The 17,012-nt window shown below is 58.4% G+C and carries 12 protein-coding genes; 6 read left to right on the top strand and 6 right to left on the bottom strand.

All coding sequences use genetic code 11. From position 1 onward, the window contains the following. Positions 1-125 precede the first annotated feature (125 nt). Positions 126-545 carry a hypothetical protein gene (locus ACQQZ8_RS04840; RefSeq protein WP_431711556.1) on the top strand — a complete coding sequence of 140 codons (420 nt, stop codon included), beginning with the start codon at positions 126-128 and terminating at the stop codon, positions 543-545. Between the two features lie 25 nt (positions 546-570). Here ACQQZ8_RS04840 and ACQQZ8_RS04835 read toward each other — a convergent pair whose 3' ends face one another. After that, on the bottom strand, positions 571-1,941 hold the full coding sequence (locus tag ACQQZ8_RS04835) for a M16 family metallopeptidase (RefSeq protein ID WP_431711555.1): 1,371 nt from the start codon (positions 1,939-1,941) through the stop codon (positions 571-573). A 368-nt stretch (positions 1,942-2,309) separates the two neighbouring features. Between ACQQZ8_RS04835 and ACQQZ8_RS04830 the strand changes: the two genes are divergently transcribed. Next, positions 2,310-2,507 carry a hypothetical protein gene (locus ACQQZ8_RS04830; protein ID WP_431712140.1) on the top strand — a complete coding sequence of 66 codons (198 nt, stop codon included), beginning with the start codon at positions 2,310-2,312 and terminating at the stop codon, positions 2,505-2,507. 154 nt (positions 2,508-2,661) lie between these two features. Here ACQQZ8_RS04830 and ACQQZ8_RS04825 read toward each other — a convergent pair whose 3' ends face one another. The 3 genes from ACQQZ8_RS04825 to ACQQZ8_RS04815 are packed head-to-tail and all read right to left on the bottom strand — an operon-like array spanning position 2,662 to position 6,851. Then, entirely contained in the window at positions 2,662-5,184 is a 2,523-nt protein-coding gene (locus tag ACQQZ8_RS04825; protein ID WP_431711554.1) for a polynucleotide kinase-phosphatase, read from the bottom strand. Beyond that, positions 5,181-6,599, bottom strand: coding sequence for a 3' terminal RNA ribose 2'-O-methyltransferase Hen1 (locus ACQQZ8_RS04820; protein WP_431711553.1), 1,419 nt, complete (start codon positions 6,597-6,599; stop codon positions 5,181-5,183). Before ACQQZ8_RS04820 ends, ACQQZ8_RS04825 begins: the two co-directional genes overlap by 4 nt. Positions 6,600-6,650: 51 nt before the next feature. Continuing rightward, positions 6,651-6,851 (bottom strand): hypothetical protein, encoded by a 201-nt coding sequence (locus ACQQZ8_RS04815; RefSeq protein WP_431711552.1) that lies wholly within the window; start codon positions 6,849-6,851, stop codon positions 6,651-6,653. A gap of 20 nt (positions 6,852-6,871) precedes the next feature. On the opposite strand from ACQQZ8_RS04815, the gene ACQQZ8_RS04810 reads away from it, so the two are divergent. Next, positions 6,872-7,429 carry a purine-nucleoside phosphorylase gene (locus ACQQZ8_RS04810; protein ID WP_431711551.1) on the top strand — a complete coding sequence of 186 codons (558 nt, stop codon included), beginning with the start codon at positions 6,872-6,874 and terminating at the stop codon, positions 7,427-7,429. Between the two features lie 42 nt (positions 7,430-7,471). Here the strand turns inward: ACQQZ8_RS04810 and ACQQZ8_RS04805 are convergent, their stop codons facing one another. Beyond that, positions 7,472-9,142: a thiamine pyrophosphate-binding protein gene (locus ACQQZ8_RS04805; protein WP_431711550.1), complete on the bottom strand. Its 1,671-nt coding sequence runs from the start codon at positions 9,140-9,142 to the stop codon at positions 7,472-7,474. Positions 9,143-9,522: 380 nt separating this feature from the next. Continuing rightward, positions 9,523-11,748: a polyribonucleotide nucleotidyltransferase gene (locus ACQQZ8_RS04800; protein ID WP_431711549.1), complete on the bottom strand. Its 2,226-nt coding sequence runs from the start codon at positions 11,746-11,748 to the stop codon at positions 9,523-9,525. Between the two features lie 624 nt (positions 11,749-12,372). Between ACQQZ8_RS04800 and ACQQZ8_RS04795 the strand changes: the two genes are divergently transcribed. Genes ACQQZ8_RS04795 through ACQQZ8_RS04785 form a run of 3 tightly spaced genes read left to right on the top strand, consistent with a single transcriptional unit; the run spans position 12,373 to position 17,005 of the window. Then, entirely contained in the window at positions 12,373-13,398 is a 1,026-nt protein-coding gene (locus tag ACQQZ8_RS04795; RefSeq protein ID WP_431711548.1) for a 3-oxoacyl-ACP synthase III, read from the top strand. Positions 13,399-13,403: 5 nt separating this feature from the next. Beyond that, positions 13,404-15,992 carry an alpha/beta fold hydrolase gene (locus ACQQZ8_RS04790; protein WP_431712139.1) on the top strand — a complete coding sequence of 863 codons (2,589 nt, stop codon included), beginning with the start codon at positions 13,404-13,406 and terminating at the stop codon, positions 15,990-15,992. Further along, positions 15,989-17,005, top strand: a complete 1,017-nt coding sequence (locus ACQQZ8_RS04785) for an NAD-dependent epimerase/dehydratase family protein (RefSeq protein WP_431711547.1) — start codon at positions 15,989-15,991, stop codon at positions 17,003-17,005. The genes ACQQZ8_RS04790 and ACQQZ8_RS04785 overlap by 4 nt, the downstream gene beginning before the upstream one ends. Positions 17,006-17,012 lie beyond the last annotated feature (7 nt).

The raw sequence follows: 17,012 nt of genomic DNA, 5'->3' as shown, positions 1-17,012 counted from the left end.
TAGGGTCAAAGCTCCGTGTGCAGCGCGGAAAACGTCATCTTCCGTCGATTCGGGCCGGTTGTTTGCCAACTCCACACGTTGGATGAAAAGCTGTGGGAAGAATTGGATCTACGAATGGAAATCCCGTGAAAAGCAAGAATCCGGGGCTAACGGTAAGTATGCTTTTGCTCGGCTTGGCGGCGTGCTTAACCGGCTGTGGCGATGGCGCTGAACCGCAGGCTATCAGCGATCAGGAACGGGACCGACTCGCGCAGATCGTTGCGCAAGCGAGTTGGATCGAGGACGCAGTGTGCAATGTCGAGGTTTTCCGGCAAGAAGGTGAGATCACCTACGGTTGGGCCGAGTGCAGCAATCTGCCAAGTATCGATAACGACCAGTTCGAACAGGCTCACAGTGCGCCATTCCGTGCCGAAGGCGATACCGTTCAGGTCCCCGAAGATGGCGCACAGTATTCCGAAGATCTAGAACGGCTTTTCCCCGCAGATCTACACTCGACGATCGAACAGTACTCGGGCGTTTATTCTCCGACGCCGGATAGTAACTAACACGGCGGCGCCGGAGAACTGTAACTTAGAGTCCGAGTTCAGCTTCGGATTCGAAGGGTCCGACCACTGTGATCACACGTGGCCGGCCAACCAATTCCTTAGCCAGGTCCTGAACATCGACACATTGCACAGCGGCTACCCGGGCCAAGGATTCATCAAGGTCCTGGAACTCTCCGGTGATCATTTCGGCGCGCCCCAGACGTGACATGCGGCTACCTGGGTCCTCCAGGGCGAGCACGGTTCCACCCGAAAGCTGTCCCTTGGCCTTGCGCAATTCCTCTTCGCTGATGCCTTCATCCGCCAATTTTTCCAGTTCGGCGATCAGCAGCTTGATAACTTCCCCGCTCTTGGCGGGGGTGCATCCGGCGTACATGCCAAAATAGCCGGCATCCGAGTAGGCGGCCGAGAAGGAGTAGGTGGAATACACCAAACCGCGTTTTTCGCGGATCTCTTGGAAAAGCCGGGAGCTCATTCCGCCACCGAGGACCGAATTCAGTACTGCCAGGGTGTGGCGACGCTTGTCATGCCCGGTAATACCGGCGCAACCAACAATGATATTGGCTTGCTCTACCGGACGGTTGATGACTTGCAGACCAGGTTTGCTGGTGATTTCTGCTGGTTCGCCACTGCGACGCGGGGTGGGGGTTGCCAAGGGGTCTAGCTGCCAGCCGGCTTCGGTCAGTGCCTCCAGTACCATTCGGCACACCTCATCATGCTGAAGTGACCCGGCGGCAGTAATGATCAACTCTTCCGGCCGGTAGTGCTGGCGGTAGTGTTCCATCACGGCTTCGCGGGTGGTGCTCATGATCTCTGCCGGGGTGCCACCAATGGGGCGGCCCAGCGGGTGATCACCGAGTACCGCTTCAACGAATTTCTCGTGCACCACGTCCGTGGCATCATCGGCGTCCATGGCGATCTCTTCGATGATCACCCCGCGTTCTTGCTCCAATTCCTGTGGATCGATGACGGCAGAGGTGACCATATCGGCAATAACATCCATGGCCAAGGGCAAATCAACGTCCAACACCCGGGCGTAGTAACAGGTCGACTCCTTGGCGGTGGCGGCATTTGCTTCCCCGCCCACTTCATCAAATGCCTGAGCAATTTCTAACGCATTGCGCTTTTTGGTTCCCTTGAAAAGCAGGTGCTCAAGGAAGTGTGTGGAACCGTGATGTCCTTCGGTTTCGTCACGTGAGCCGACCGGAACCCAGAACCCCACGGTGGTTGAGCGTTGTCCGGGCATAGCTTCGGTCAGTACCCGAACGCCACCTGGCAAAATACTGCGCCGTACCTCTGAGCCACCTTCGCCACGGTGCACCAAACTTGGATCCGCCGGATCAACCGAAGAGAACTCACTGGTCGACAGTGAATGCAACGGCAACGGAATCATGACCACAGAAAACGTCCTTTAGAGCTGGGAGAAATTGACCTATATGGTGCCCTCGCACCGCATTAAAGCTTGCTCTTATTCTCGCATAGCGCACTGTGTTAGAGCTGAGTGTAGGAGGAAGCTCTCACTGACACTAGGAAGCCGGCTGCTTCGCGCGGGATAGCTCGAATCTCAAGACCGGAAACTTGTATTTTCACCGGATGCGGCACTCTGCGTCGCACCGAACCGTAGGGCAGGGTAGACCTTTGGAATTACTTGCTCATAAGGGAGGAAGGGCTCGCATAGACCCTAGCAACGCCAGATCTGTGACCGCCGTCATCTAGTGCATATAAAATACTTCGTCCCTGCATTGTAAAGGCAGTCGCCTCGTGACGATGCAAACCAGTGTGCGTGCCAGCGCCGCGGAAACTACTGGCCCTGAACATCATCAGGTTATCCTCCCCCTCTTCGGACTTTCTGTTCGCGCACACGGTGGGGCATTGCCGGTAGCGACCACTGTCTCACTCATGCAGGACATCGGTATGGAGCCAACCGTGACTCGCTCTTCAAACTCCCGGCTGAAAAATGCGTAGTCCTCGACAGCGTTCATGTTAACGAACGCAATGGACATACCTCCCTCAGGCCTTCTACGGTCACCTGATTCGTTCCTCCATATTCTTGCTCTGCCTTGCCCGAACGTGTCCCTAACCTAGGCAACGGTGCTCAGCACCGTGAACTGCGTGAGTTTTACAGCCGCGGATCAATCGGTTCAGATTCCAACGCCAAGATTCCGAACACCAGCTGGTGAACCTTCCACAAAGGTTCGCCGACAGCTGTGAGTCGCAGCGCTTCGATCCCCAGAATGTACTCCTGGATGGCTCGAGCACGTTTTCGGTCGGTGGAACGTTGACGCAAACGTGGGAGGTTGGCAGGCTCTAAATAGTCAGGCCCATAGATCAGCCGCAAGTATTCACGGCCACGGACTTTGATGCCGGGCTGGATCCACCCCTTGGGACCGCGGGTGAGGTTATTCCAAGGTTTAACAACCGTTCCTTCACCACCGGATTCGGTCAATTCCTCCCACCAGGCAATCGCCTGTGCCACGCTGTTCGCCTCGTTCAGGTTCACCCGCACCGACCGAGTGCCGGTGAACAAATCCGGACCAGCTTCGGCCAGTTTGTCTGCGATCGCCAAGTGCCACCCGTGATCCCGTTCTTCAAAACTCTGCCCTTCCGCTGCAAGAATTTGGAAGGTCGCAAAACGCAGCTGATCCGCTGGTGCAATGTAACGCCGGTAGGCTGCTTGGAAATTCTTCACATTCCGCGACCGGTCTCGTGCGCGCTGCAGTAACTGGGCAACCTCCAAACCACGCTCTTGAGCCTGCTCCAGAATGTTGATAGTGCTCTGGCTGGCAGCGCTCCCTGAGGTGGCCACTGTCGCATAGGTGTCCTTGATCAGTGCTTCGGCTTTGAGCGACCATGGCAGCAGCTCGCCGTCAAAGATCACCCAATCCGATTCGAGAGTGTCCCAGAGTCCGATGGCATCACAGATCTGATGGGCCCGTTGAAGCAGCTGATGTTCTTGCTCCGCCTCCAAGAAATCCCGCCCGGTGCGGGTCTGCAGACTGCCCAGCCATCCCTCGGGAGCGCTAAAGCGTTCGGGGTTTCGGCTCAGAAGAAGCACCGCACGCGAACCCATGTGCTTCTCTTCGCAGATCAGCTCGGATACGCCATGCTTCTGATAATAGGCGAAGGCTTCGTCAGGATGTTCCAAATAGTCTGCACGCGCCGAAGATTCGGCAGGAGACATGGTGGGAGGCAGATAGCGTAGCCATCGCGGGTCGGTGGCATAACGGCTCATTGTTTCCAACGCCCCAGCGGCCTGCTGTTCATCGATTCGCACCGTCCCGAAGGAGGAGGTCTTCAAATGCTGTCGGCCGGTCACATCCGTTAATTGCAGCACTCCGGGTTCACGCTGCGGACCGTGCGGTGATTCCAGAGGCCGGATCGACGGACTCCATTCTTGCAAGGCGTCAACGGCAACGACTTCACGTTCCGGATAACGCATGGCACTGAGCTGTCCGCCGAAGACACAGCCGGTATCCAGACACGCTGTGTTGTTAATCCACGCAACTTCGGTCACTGGCGTATGCCCGTACAAGACCGCGGCCTCACCCCGGTAGTCTTTGGCCCACGGATAACGTACTGGCAAACCGTACTCATCGGTCTCGCCGGTAACTTGACCGTACAGTGCAAACGCTCGAACTCTGCCCGAGGCCCGGCCATGATATTTTTCGATCAATCCGGCGTGCGCGATAACGAGTTTCCCATCGTCAAGCACCAAATGCGAAACCAAGGAATCGCAGAATTTCTTGACTTGGGCGGTGAATTCGGGCCCTGCCGCCTCAAGTTCCTGCAGGGTTTGTTCTAAACCGTGTTTCAGCGTAACTTTCTGTCCGCGGAGGGCTCGCACAAGTTTGTGTTCGTGGTTACCGGGCACGGCGAGCGCGTTCCCGGAGTTGACCATTCCCATGGCAAGGCGCAGTACCCCGGCAGAATCCGGTCCACGATCTATGAGGTCTCCGACGAAGATCACCCTGCGTCCTTCCGGATGATGGGCATCTACAGGTTTTCCGGAGTCATCATGGGTCAGGGTGTAGTCCAGAAGCTGCAGCAGTTGCACGAGCTCGGTCAAACATCCATGGACATCGCCAATGACGTCGAAGGGGCCGTGGTGCTCCCGATAGTCGTTGAGCAGCTTATGCCGGTGGATATTCGCCGCGCTGATTTCTTCCTCGCCGTGGAGTATGTGAACTCGGGCGAAGCCTTCCTTGCGCAGTGAGCGCATGGATTTGCGCAGTTGTTGATGTTGCCGAACAATCGCTGAGGCGGGGACCCGTTTGGCCCCTCGATCGGCGTTTCGAGCCAAACAGGTTTCCACCGGCAGATCCAACACAATGGCTGAAACCAGCACATCGTGTTCCTTGGCCAGTTGGATCAGTGATTGCCGGGCCGCACGTTGCACGTTGGTCGCATCAACCACGGTCAGTAGCCCGGCCTCCAAGCGTTTGGCCGCCACAAAATGTAGTGCCTCAAAAGCAGCTGCGGTCACGCTCTGGTTAGTTTCATCGTTACTAACCAGGCCCCGGAAGAAATCGCTGGAGAGCACCTCAAACTTCTGGAAGTGTTTGGCCGCGAAACTGGATTTTCCGGAACCGGAAACCCCGACCAGGAGTACTAATCCGCTTTCGGGAAGCTGTAGCTGGCTCATGAGCGCTCCTTAGAAAAAATGACCATCTGCGTGGCGAATCCATGCTTGGCAGATTCGCCGCCAACTCCGCGATATTCAAGCTGGTATCCATAACGCTCGGCCACAGGTTGCGCCCAGGCCCGTAGTTCCTCGCGGGTCCATTCAAAGCGGTGGTCAGTGTGGCGCATGCTCCCGGCAGCAAGGGTCGGGTAGTGCACGTTGAATTCGGAATTCGGTGTGGTTACTACGACCACCCGCGGTGCCACTGCGCCAAAGATGGAATCTTCCAACGCCCCGAGTCTGGATTGGTCAATATGCTCAATGACCTCCATCAGGACGATCCCCTCCACCCCCTGCAAGCGTTCGTCGCGGTACATCACCGACCCATGCAGTAACTGGATTCGTTGGCGTTCGGTGTCGGAGAGTTCATCGAGGTTAAGTGCCCTGGCTGCTTGTTCCAAGGCTCGCACCGATACATCGGTGCCGATAATCTGGGTGAAAGACCGATCTTCGAAGAGCCGGCGCAAGAGTGCACCGGGCCCACAACCCACGTCGGCGACGCGTTGTACACCGTAGTCGCTAAGAGCGCGCAGCACTTCAGTTGCGCGTTGGACCCGTAACGGCGGCTCGGAGGTACGTTCTTCGGCTCCCTTCGATATCGGCTTCTCTTCGACTTCGGGCAATAACGCATCCAAAGCCTTTTCGCTCAATTCCACCAGGGACTTCTGATGGATGAGGTATCGCTGGGTAATGAGATCTCGCTCCGGATGGGCTTCCAGCCATCCCGCACCATGACGGGTTAGTTTGTCCACCTCATCTTCACTCACCCAATAGTGTTTGGAGTTATCTAAGACGGGCAACAGGATGTAAAGCTGGCGCAGTGCCTGATCCAGCCGCACTTGCCCGCAAAGCGTGAGCTGACTATACGGGGAGTTACCCCACTGCGGGTAGTTGGGATCAAGCGCAAGGGGCTGCTCGCTCACTTCCCAGCCCAAGGGTTCAAAAAGTCTTCGGCTCAGCTCCGTTCCGGCGACGCCTCGGGTAGCAACCACCGGAATCCGCAGTGTCAGGGGAAGTTTCATGCCAGCCAGTTCGGGATGGCTTTCACTCACTGGGCTCATGGCACTGCGGAAGACTCGCCCGATCGCCACGGAGAGCAAACTACTAGCGGTGTAGGGTCGGTCATTGACGTAATAGTTCAGTAGTCCGTGATCACCCCGAAAACGTTTACTGCGAACTAAAGCGACCGGGTCGATTTCCACGAGCAGCGCCGCAGTGGTGCGTTCCTCGCTCAGTTCGGGATAAAACACGTGAGCGTTTCCCACCGGAAGCTCGAAATCTTGAACCTTATCCGGATGTTTTCGCAGCAAATGGGACAGCGCCCGCGTATCCGCATTCGGCCCCGTCGTGGCAGCTAATTCGATAGTCAGCAGCACCTGCGTTCCCTTCGTACAACCCGTGGGTAAGGTACCTCACACACCTTCATGTTATTCCATTCCGTGGGCATAAAGTCCCACATAAAACGGTGGTTGACAGATTTTCATCAGGTGCTTTGGAAGATCCTCGGTGCGCCCACTGGGACCTCTGGCCGGGGTGTGGCGACTCACCGCCAGCAATGCGACGTGGTATCGGGCACGCAGTTCCCGAAGGACGGCACCGCGCGGATAGGATAGGACGGTTGCACCCATTTTAGGTCCAAGGGAAATGTATGTCCGGTTCAAAACCCCTGCACGTATTCGCTCATCAGGGCGAGGCCACCGCTTTCGCCGATGTTCCCCACGTGGTGACCGGTATCGGCAAAATTAACGCCGCGGTGTCGCTGGCCAGTGAGTTGGCCAGCGGTCAGTACGATCGCGTGGTGGTGCTTGGTACTGCCGGCGTGGTGGCAGACGGCGAACAGCGTCCCAATATGGATACGGTCTACCAAATCACCGAGGTGTTGCAGCATGACTTCCCGCTGCCCACCGAGGTGCTGCGTCCGCGTGGCGAAATCCTGTTGCCCAATCAGCAATTAACCATGGCCACCGGTGACGTCTTTGTCAGCGATGATCAGCAACGGATTCGCATTGCTTCCCTGGGCGCAACGCTCGTGGACATGGAAGGCTATGCCTACACGAGTATCTGTGAACGCTTTGATGTGCCGTTACAGATCTTCAAGGTTCCCTCGGACTTTGCCGACAGCAACACCACAATCGATGACTGGTTCGCCGTGGTGGCCCGCAAAAGCGCACAATTGCGGGCCTTTTGGGATGCCCAACTGAACTAAACCGGCGAAGTTTTCAGCACCGAGCACGGTCGCGACGGATTGCTACTTCTTGAGAGTTTTCTCGATAATCTCCACAATATACGGGGCGATAATGCTGCGTGAGATGTGCAGATCGATCAGAATCGTGCCGTGGGCTCCATCCTCGACCCATCGTTGCACCTGCGCAAGGTCTTCCATGCTGTGCACCTCCACCCCGGTCGCGCGCATTCCTTGGGCCATCTGAGCAAAGTTCACTGGCTCGATTTCCATCACCTGTTCATCAAGTCCCTGAGATCCGTATTGGTGGATCTCAGCCCCATAACAGGCATCGTTAAAGATGATCACGGCCGCACTCTTGGCCACCCGCACCAGTGAATCAAGGTCACTGATTCCCATCAGTCCCCCGCCGTCGCCGGAAACCACAATAGTGGTCGCCTCCGGCCGCGCGCGGGCCGCCCCGGCAGCCGAGGGTAGTCCCAGCCCGATTGATTGGAATTGGGTGCCGACCATGGTCAGCGCATCGGGTTGCGGGAGCTCGAAGTAGTAACTGGACCAGCCGATAAAGTGCCCGCCGTCGGATACCACCTGACGCTCGGCCGGCAAGATTCTGTTCAAAGCATGCATCGCCGATCGTGGATCGAGACGGCCGTCCGCGGCTAGGCCTTCGCCGATGGGACGTTCGAAGTTCAGCTGCGAACTGCGCGCATGTTCTGCCGCGCCCTCCCAGCGTTGGGTCGGTGGAGCAACCTCCACGAGTCGTTCTAAGAGCTGGGTGCTAAAATGTGCCGCGTCAGCTTGGATGAACTGATCAACTCTAGGGGTAGTAGCTCTCTGGTGGATATCGACCTGCACAAGCGTCGCGGTCTCTGCGAACTGCGAGCCAAAGGCGGTGGTGAACTGGTTCAGTGCCACCCCGACCGCGAGGACCAGGTCAGCCTGAGCGATCAGTGCAGAGCTGGCTTCGGACGCGAAACCGCCACAAACACCAAGATCCCATTCACGGCCGGCGAAGGTTCCACGGGCGGGTGCCGAACTGGCGGTGAGCGCACCGATCTGATCGGCCACCTGCCCCAAAGGCTCAGCAGCCAGTGCTGCCCCGCGGCCTGCCAAAAGTAGCGGACGCCGCGCCTGCGAAATCATGCTGACCAGTTTTGTTAGCTCGGCGGCACTCGCCTCGGGTACGACCGCCGCGGGCGGTAGCGGTTGCCTGGTTTTTGAAACTTGCACGCTGGTCTTAGCCAGGTCGAAAGGGATCGAGAGAATCACCGGCAAACGTTCAGCCCGGGCTCGGGCGAAGGCCAGTTCGGTGATTTCAGTGACCCGTTCCGCCTCAATGGTCAAGCTAATCGCACCGACCGCCTCGGCAAGAACCCCTTGCTCAACATCCCACGGACGTAATCCGCTGGTAGGTGGTCCGCCCACGATCATCACCATAGGGGTGCGCGAACAAACCGCTTCGGCAATCGAGGTGATGGCATTGGTGTAGCCGGGACCAAAGGTGGTGCTGGCCGCGGCGACCTTCCGGCTGATCCGGTAGTAGGAATCTGCGGAGGCAACAGTTGCCGTCTCATGACGCAGCGTCGTGATCCGCACGTCTTCACGTCCCGCGAGGGCATCAAGGAAATACGCGTTCCCGTTACCCATCACCGCAAAGATTTCATCCACATGCTCCGCGACGATGTTGGCGACCACGCTGGAGACTGTTGACGCGGGTAGTTCTTGCTGCATGTTCATTTCCCCATTCCTCATACCTTGGATCTTGCCCCCACTGTACTGAGCAATCCCCGCATTAGCGCATTGTGTTGGAGTTTAACGCACACCCCAGCCCCGATGAGAGTCCTGTGCAAGGATGAAAACGCTGTGTTGCTGGGAGGTGCATTCCCCGATTGTTGGGCTCTGCCCTAGCAGATGGTGCTGCCGCTGCAGCACGCTGGCTGGCGTGAAAGTACGTTTGCCAAAAATACCGCTTGGGCACAGAGGGCAATTTAGTTCGATGTCGTTACCTGCCCGGGAGCCGACGCCACCGAGCTCTTAGACTCTGGGGACGAGAAAAGCCCCGTCCCACCACATGGTGGAACGGGGCTTTATGGCTTTAGTCGCCGTAGCTACACCGATTACTCGGCTGCGGCTACTGCTTCTTCCTCAACAACCGGGGCCAGCGACAGCTTGCCACGGTCATCAATCTTGGTGATCTCAACCTGAATCTTCTGACCCACCGAGACAACATCTTCCACATCATCCACGCGCTTGCCGTCGTTGATCTTACGCAGCTCGGAGATGTGCAGCAGACCGTCCTTGCCCGGGGTCAGCGAAACGAACGCACCGAAGGTGGTCAGCTTCACGACGGTACCCAGGTAGCGCTCGCCGACCTCAGGAACCTGTGGGTTGGCGATTGCGTTAATGGCCGAACGGGCGGCTTCCGCGGCGGTGCCGTCAGTGGCGCCGATCAGTACGGTGCCGTCATCTTCGATCGAGATGTCTGCGCCGGTGTCTTCCTGAATCTGGTTGATCATCTTGCCCTTAGGGCCGATGACCTCACCGATCTTGTCAACCGGGATCTTCACCGAGATGATGCGTGGAGCATTGACGCTCAGCTCATCCGGGGTATCGATGGCCTGGTTGATCACGTTCAGGATGTGCAGGCGAGCTTCACGAGCCTGGGTCAGGGCTGCGCCGAGCACCGAAGCAGGCAGACCGTCAAGCTTGGTGTCCAACTGGATCGCGGTGATGAACTCGGAAGTACCGGCCACCTTGAAGTCCATGTCACCCATTGCGTCTTCGGCGCCCAGGATGTCGGTCAGCGCAGCGTAACGAGTTTCGCCGTCCACGGTGTCCGAAACCAAGCCCATGGCGATACCGGCGACGGCGGCCTTCAGCGGCACACCGGCGTTCAGCAGCGACAGGGTCGAGGCGCAGACCGAGCCCATGGAGGTCGAACCGTTGGAGCCCAAAGCCTCGGAGACCTGACGGATCGCGTATGGGAACTCTTCACGCGAAGGCAGTACTGGAACCAAAGCACGTTCAGCAAGGGCACCGTGACCGATTTCGCGGCGCTTCGGCGAGCCCACACGGCCAGTTTCACCGGTCGAGTATGGCGGGAAGTTGTAGTTGTGCATATAGCGCTTGGAGGTGACCGGGCTCAGCGAGTCGATCTGCTGCTCCATCTTCAGCATGTTCAGAGTGGTCACACCCATGATCTGGGTTTCGCCACGCTCGAAGATAGCCGAACCGTGAACGCGTGGCAGTACCTCGACCTCGGCCGACAACTGACGGATGTCAGCCAAGCCACGTCCGTCGATGCGGACCTGATCGGTCAAAATGCGCTGGCGAACCACGTGCTTGGTCACTGCACCGAAAGCCTTGGAGACCTCGGAGTCACGACCAGCAAATTCCTTGTCCTCGCCGGCCAACTGTGCCAGGATCTCGTCCTTGTACTCGCTGGCAGTGTTGTCGCGAGTCTGCTTGTCGGCGATCTGGTAGATCTCGGTCAAGCGTGCGGTTGCGGCACCCTCGACAGCGGCGTAAACGTCATCTTCGAAGTCGCGGAAGACCGGGAAGTCCACGGTTTCCTTGGCGGCACGCGAAGCTAAATCGGACTGCGCATCGCACAATACCTTGATGAAAGGCTTAGCGGCTTCCAGACCCTGGGCCACAACCTCTTCGGTTGGCGCGGTTACGCCGCGTTCCTTGATCAGTTCCCAGGCGTTGTCGGTGGCTTCAGCTTCCACCATCATGATGGCAACGTCATCGCCAGCGACACGACCGGCAACCACCATGTTGAACACGGCGTTCTTCAGCTCGGAGTGACGTGGGAAAGCGACCCACTGGGCACCGTTTCCGTCATCGACCAATGCCACACGTACGCCACCGATCGGGCCGGAGAACGGCAGGCCGGAAAGCTGGGTGGACATCGAAGAGGCATTGATAGCCACCACGTCGTAAAGCTCATCCGGGTGGATGGACATGACGGTGACAACAACCTGAACCTCGTTGCGCAGGCCCTTGACGAAGGCTGGGCGCAGCGGGCGGTCCATCAGACGGCAAGCCAGGATGGCTTCGGTCGATGGGCGACCTTCGCGACGGAAGAAGCTCCCGGGGATGCGGCCGGCAGCATACATGCGCTCTTCGACGTCCACGGTCAGCGGGAAGAAGTCAAAGCCTTCGCGTGGGTTCTTGCCGGCAGTGGTGGCCGAGAGCAGTGCGGTCTCTTCGTCGATGTACACCATGGCCGAACCTGCGGCCTGCTTGGCTAGACGGCCGGTTTCAAAGCGGATGGTGCGCTGGCCGAAGCGACCGTTGTCGATCACTGCTTCGGCAAATTGAATTTCTGGACCCTCCATGTAAGGGGGTTCTCCTTTCGATCCATCCCTGAGCGATCACGACGAACCGTTGTGGTCCCACCCAGATCTGGTCTTCGATCGAGACTCGCGCGTGGACTCCAGACGGAGTTACCCTGCGAAAGCCACTACCGAGGACCGCGATGCTGGCGGTACAGGACCAACGGTCACGTGGTCAAGGGAATTGTTCTTCTATGGGGTTCGCGCGAGATACGTAAACCCAATGACAAGCCTACCGTTTAATACTGTGCACCGCAGTTTTCTGCGGCGTCGGTTCCTCCGCAAGCATGGGAATGCCTGAAATTGTGCCGAGCATCACCCCGCAACCGCGTCTGGAACGTTAATTACCGCAGGATTCGGGCCCCTCCTACCTCCCGCTGAACAGCCACGACCAAGAATCCTAGAGGTGTGGTGTTGAGTAGCGCTGGCGCGCTGCACGCGTTCGCGGGAGCGTTCGAAGATCTCGCGCTATTAGCGGAATACGAAAGTTCGGTTAGCGAACTCACAGGCGCAGGCAATACGGTAGAGGATAGAAGATTCTGTCGTTGGAATGCATTTACTGCTCGAACGATCATTCTTCGTCGTTTCCCTACCCCGTGACGGCGACATCGAACTAAAGGCATCATTTTGAACGGTAACGCGACCTTCAAGCATAACAACGTGGGGCTTTTGTCTGTTGACAGCGTGCTTGCCCCAGAGATCATGAGCTCCGCGGAGTTCGACGAGCGGCTCGCGCCCAGTTTGAAACGACTGAAGTTGTCCAAGAAGCTACTTGAACGTGTCTCCGGCGTGAAGGAACGCCGCTGGTGGTCCGAGGGCATGAGTTTCGATGACGCTGCCATTCTGGCTGGAAAGAAAGCCCTCGCGCAGGCCGGAGTTGAGCCTGGGCAAATTGGATTACTGATCAACACTTCCGTGACCCGCCGCAACTTGGAGCCCTCGGTAGCTTCCAAAGTGCACAACGGCTTGGGTTTGCCATCATCAGCCATGAACTTTGATGTGGCCAACGCCTGCCTTGGCTTCGTCAACGGCATTACTTTGGCCGCAAATATGATCGACTCCGGGCAAATCAACTACGCGCTGATCGTTGCCGGGGAAGATGCCCAGCCTACCCAAGAAACTACTTTTCGCCGGCTCAACGACCCGAACTCGACGCGTGAAGACTATATGCGTGAGTTCGCCACGCTCACGCTCGGATCCGGGGCTGCGGCCGCCGTCATCGGCCCGGCCGATGCCCACCCGGGCAGTCACCGAATCCTCGGGGGCGTCTCACGTGCTGGCACCAAGCACCACGAGCTCTGTGTGGGTGGCCCCGATGGCATGTACACCGACACCAAGGGACTGCTGGATAACGGGCTGGAACTGGTAGTCGATGCCTGGAACGAAGCACACAGCGATGGGTGGAACTGGAACGGCATGGACCGCTACGTCACCCACCAGGTGTCCAAGTCCTACACCAACGCCATCGTCAAAGCCGTGGGCTTGGTGCGCGACCGGGTGCCGGTGACCTTTTCTAAATGGGGCAATGTGGGTCCGGCTTCGCTACCAATGACGCTTTGGCAAGAATCAAAGACCCTCAAACCTGGAGACCGAGTCCTGTGCATGGGGGTTGGTTCCGGACTAAACACCACCATGATGGAGATCGCCTGGTGAGTGAGATGTTCCCCGGCCTAGACGAGCGCTACTCGCACTACGTACAAGCCCCCTCAACCTCCACGGTAGATACCCCCGGAAGCGTTCATCTGTGGCACTTACTGGATAATCAGCAAGAACTCACCGAACGCGGATTTACCCCGCAAGGCACACTCCTTTGTGTGCACGGGAATCCCACCTGGTCCTATCTGTGGCGCAGCCTATTCAACCATGTGGCCGAACAGAACTTGCCGTGGCGAATAATTGCCGTGGATCAACTAGATATGGGACTCTCGGCTCGCACCGGTCAATTCCGCCGACTCGCCGATCGCGTCAATGACCTCTCTGACCTGACCAAGGCCTTGGATCTCACCGGGCCGGTCACCACTGTGGGACACGACTGGGGTGGGATCATCTCACTGGGTTGGGCGCTAGCCCACCAGGACCAGTTAGCCAACGTGGTATTGACCAACACCGCCGTTCATCCTGCTGGTTTCGAATTGCCGGCGGCCCTAAAACTTGCCAGCAACCCGGCAGTTCATGGCTGGGGTACCAAGACCACCGCCGCGTTCTTGCGTGTGACACACTCCTTAGCGCAGCCGGCTCTTGACCCGGAGGTCCGTCAAGCCTTCATGGCTCCCTACACCACGGCGGTCAAGCGCGCAGGCGTAGGAAATTTCGTCGCAGATATCCCCTTCGCCAGCGATCACCCCAGTCGTCCAACGCTGGATCAGATCTCGCGCGGCATCCGTTCGCTGAACGTTCCGGCACTCTTACTCTGGGGCCCTAAAGACCCAGTATTCTCCGACCGTTACCTGCGAGACCTCATCGAACGGCTACCGCAAGCTCAAGTGCACCGCTTTGAAGGTGCCAGCCATCTGCTCCCAGAAGACCGCGATGTAGCCACACCCATTTTCACTTGGCTGGATCAGGCTTCGGCGGATGAGCCCACCCCGCAAAGCGCAGCACGCGCCAACGGCGCACAGTACCGGCCCATGCTCGCCGAGGTTGATTCACGCACCACGGATCAGAGCCTTGCGGTGGTCGATGTCAATCCCCCACGTTCCTTGTCCTGGGCCGAGCTGAGTGAGCGGATCAATGCACTGGCCGCCGGTCTGCAGCAGGTCGGTGTGCGTTCGAATTCCCGAGTCAATCTTCTGGTGCCCCCTGGTGTGGACCTGACCTGCCTGATCTACGCATGCCTTCGCTTAGGTGCGGTGATCGTCGTTGCCGATGCAGGTCTAGGGACCAAGGGAATGGGCCGTGCTATTCGTGGAGCCGGACCGGATTTCCTGATTGGAATCGACCGTGCTTTGGTCGGAGCCAAAATGTTCGGATGGCCTGGAACGCGAATCGCGCTCAACGATCTGCCCAAGGCGCAACGCACGGCACTCGGGGTTCGCCATACGGTCTCCGAGCTCCTGGACTCCGGGAAGAGGCTCGCCCCGACGGCCGAGACATTCACTGCCGCGGATCCGGATGCCGATGCCGCTGTGCTGTTTACCTCGGGTTCCACCGGTCCGGCGAAGGGTGTGGTGTACACCCACCGTCAGTTGGCCGCCATGCGCGATACTTTACAACAAACCTACGATCTGAAAACCGGTTCGGCCCTTGTCGCGGGCTTTGCCCCATTCGCGCTCCTCGGGCCGGCCTTGGGTGCCACGTCAGTAACTCCCGACATGGATGTCACTGCACCGCGCACCTTGACGGCGAGCGCACTGGCGGATGCTGCTGCAGCTGTCGATGCCACGGCAGTTTTTGCCTCTCCAGCCGCGCTGACCAATGTTTTGGCCACTCGGGGGGAACTCTCCGGGGCACAACAAGCCGCATTGAACAAGGTTTCGCTCATGCTCTCCGCCGGAGCGCCGATTCCTGAGCGGCTGTTAAACGAAGTTCAACTGCTGGTCCCCCATGCGCAGATCCATACCCCCTACGGGATGACCGAAGCGCTACCGGTCACCGACATCAATTTGGCGCAGATCAGCGACGCGGGTCAAGGTAACGGCGTGTGCGTGGGCACGGCAGTCTATGGCGCGAAGGTTGCCATTGCTGCGTTGGACGATGCTGGTCAACCGGCAGCAGAGCCACAAAACACGATCAACACCACCGGTGAAATCTTGGTCCGTGCCCCGCACGTCAAGGACCGATATGACCGGCTTTGGATAACCGAAGAACTCAGCACCTCCATTCCGGGTTGGCATCGTACCGGAGACGTGGGGCATTTCGACTCCGAAGGTCGGTTATGGGTGGAGGGTCGTCTAGCCCATCTGGTGCATACATCCTCCGGTCCGGTGACTCCGGTTGCCGCAGAGCATGCTGCTCAAACCGTGGCTGGAATTTCTCGGGCGGCGCTGGTGGGTGTAGGTCCTGAAGGCACCCAGGCTGCAGTGATCGTGGCCGAAGCGACTCCAGCGGTGAAAAAGGCAAGCCCCGCTCCCCTTGAACTCACGCAACGAGTACGTTCGGTGGTAGCCGAGGTGGGTGTGGAGGTTGCCGCTGTCCTGCTGGTGCCGGATCTACCAACGGATATCCGGCATAATTCCAAAATTGATCGCGCCGCCTTGGCGCAGTGGGCCAGCAAGACGTTGAATGGTGGAAGGATCCGTAACCCGTGAGCGCTAATCAGTCGACACCGTCACGACGGATTCTGGTCACCGGAGCAAGCGGCCTGCTGGGAGGCGCCGTGGCTCAATTACTGCGCGATAAGGGCCACTATGTGCGAACCCTCCAGCGCCGACCATTTCAGGGTGCCACAGATGAAATCCTCGGGTCGCTGCTGGATCGTCAAGCTGTAGCCAGAGCTGTGGAGTCGATGGATGCGGTCATCCATCTGGCAGCAAAGGTCTCGTTCACCGGTAAATGGAGCGACTTCGTTGCCACCAATATCGTGGGCACCTCGATCCTGCTTGATGCCGCGCAATCCACGGGAACCAAAGACTTCGTCTTTGTCTCTTCACCTTCAGTGGCTCACTTTGGAGATTCTCTCAGCGGAGCCGGAGCCGGAGTTGCTGACCCTTCGCGTGCCCGAGGAAATTATGCCCGTTCCAAGGCTGCTGCAGAACTCAATGCCTTGGCCATGGACTCTGCCGATTTTCGGGTCACTGCCATTCGTCCCCATGTGGTGTGGGGCCCAGGCGACACGCAACTAGTGGAGCGGGTGGTTCAGCGAGCCAAAGCCGGACGTCTGCCCTTACTCGATCACGGGGCTGCGCTGATCGATACGATTTACATTGACAATGCTGCTGCCTCCATCGTTCGCGGCTTAGAACGTATGGATCACGCACACGGACGCGCTCTAGTGGTCACCAACGGGGAACCGCGGCCGGTCGGTGAACTTATTGCCGGGATCTGCCGGGCTGGCGGAGCTCCCGCGCCGAAGCTGAACGTACCTGGTTCCTTAGCCCGAGCGGCCGGCAGTGTCATCGAAAAGCTGTGGTTGGCCGCCGGTTCTCGGAACCTGGTGCACGATGAACCACCCATGACGCGGTTCTTGGCTGAACAGCTTTCAACCGCGCATTGGTTCGATCAACGCGAAACCCAAGAAGTCTTAGACTGGAAGCCGGAAGTCAGCATCGATGAAGGTCTCGTCGCGCTCAAGCACCACTATGAGCACCGCGTATTGTCCTGAAAATTCT

Source organism: Glutamicibacter uratoxydans (assembly GCF_050753455.1).
GTDB lineage: Bacteria > Actinomycetota > Actinomycetes > Actinomycetales > Micrococcaceae > Glutamicibacter > Glutamicibacter uratoxydans_A.
The sequence above is the reverse complement of the archived record's forward strand: the minus strand, read 5'-3'. Positions and strand labels throughout refer to the sequence as shown.

Excerpts from the sequence above, each read along its gene's own strand:
- ACQQZ8_RS04830 (WP_431712140.1), top strand. The coding sequence starts at position 2,310 with ATGCAAACCAGTGTGCGTGCCAGCGCCGCGGAAACTACTGGCCCTGAA.
- ACQQZ8_RS04825 (WP_431711554.1), bottom strand. The coding sequence starts at position 5,184 with ATGAGCCAGCTACAGCTTCCCGAAAGCGGATTAGTACTCCTGGTCGGG.
- ACQQZ8_RS04815 (WP_431711552.1), bottom strand. The coding sequence starts at position 6,851 with ATGGGTGCAACCGTCCTATCCTATCCGCGCGGTGCCGTCCTTCGGGAA.
- ACQQZ8_RS04810 (WP_431711551.1), top strand. The coding sequence starts at position 6,872 with ATGTCCGGTTCAAAACCCCTGCACGTATTCGCTCATCAGGGCGAGGCC.
- ACQQZ8_RS04805 (WP_431711550.1), bottom strand. The coding sequence starts at position 9,142 with ATGAACATGCAGCAAGAACTACCCGCGTCAACAGTCTCCAGCGTGGTC.
- ACQQZ8_RS04800 (WP_431711549.1), bottom strand. The coding sequence starts at position 11,748 with ATGGAGGGTCCAGAAATTCAATTTGCCGAAGCAGTGATCGACAACGGT.
- ACQQZ8_RS04790 (WP_431712139.1), top strand. The coding sequence starts at position 13,404 with ATGTTCCCCGGCCTAGACGAGCGCTACTCGCACTACGTACAAGCCCCC.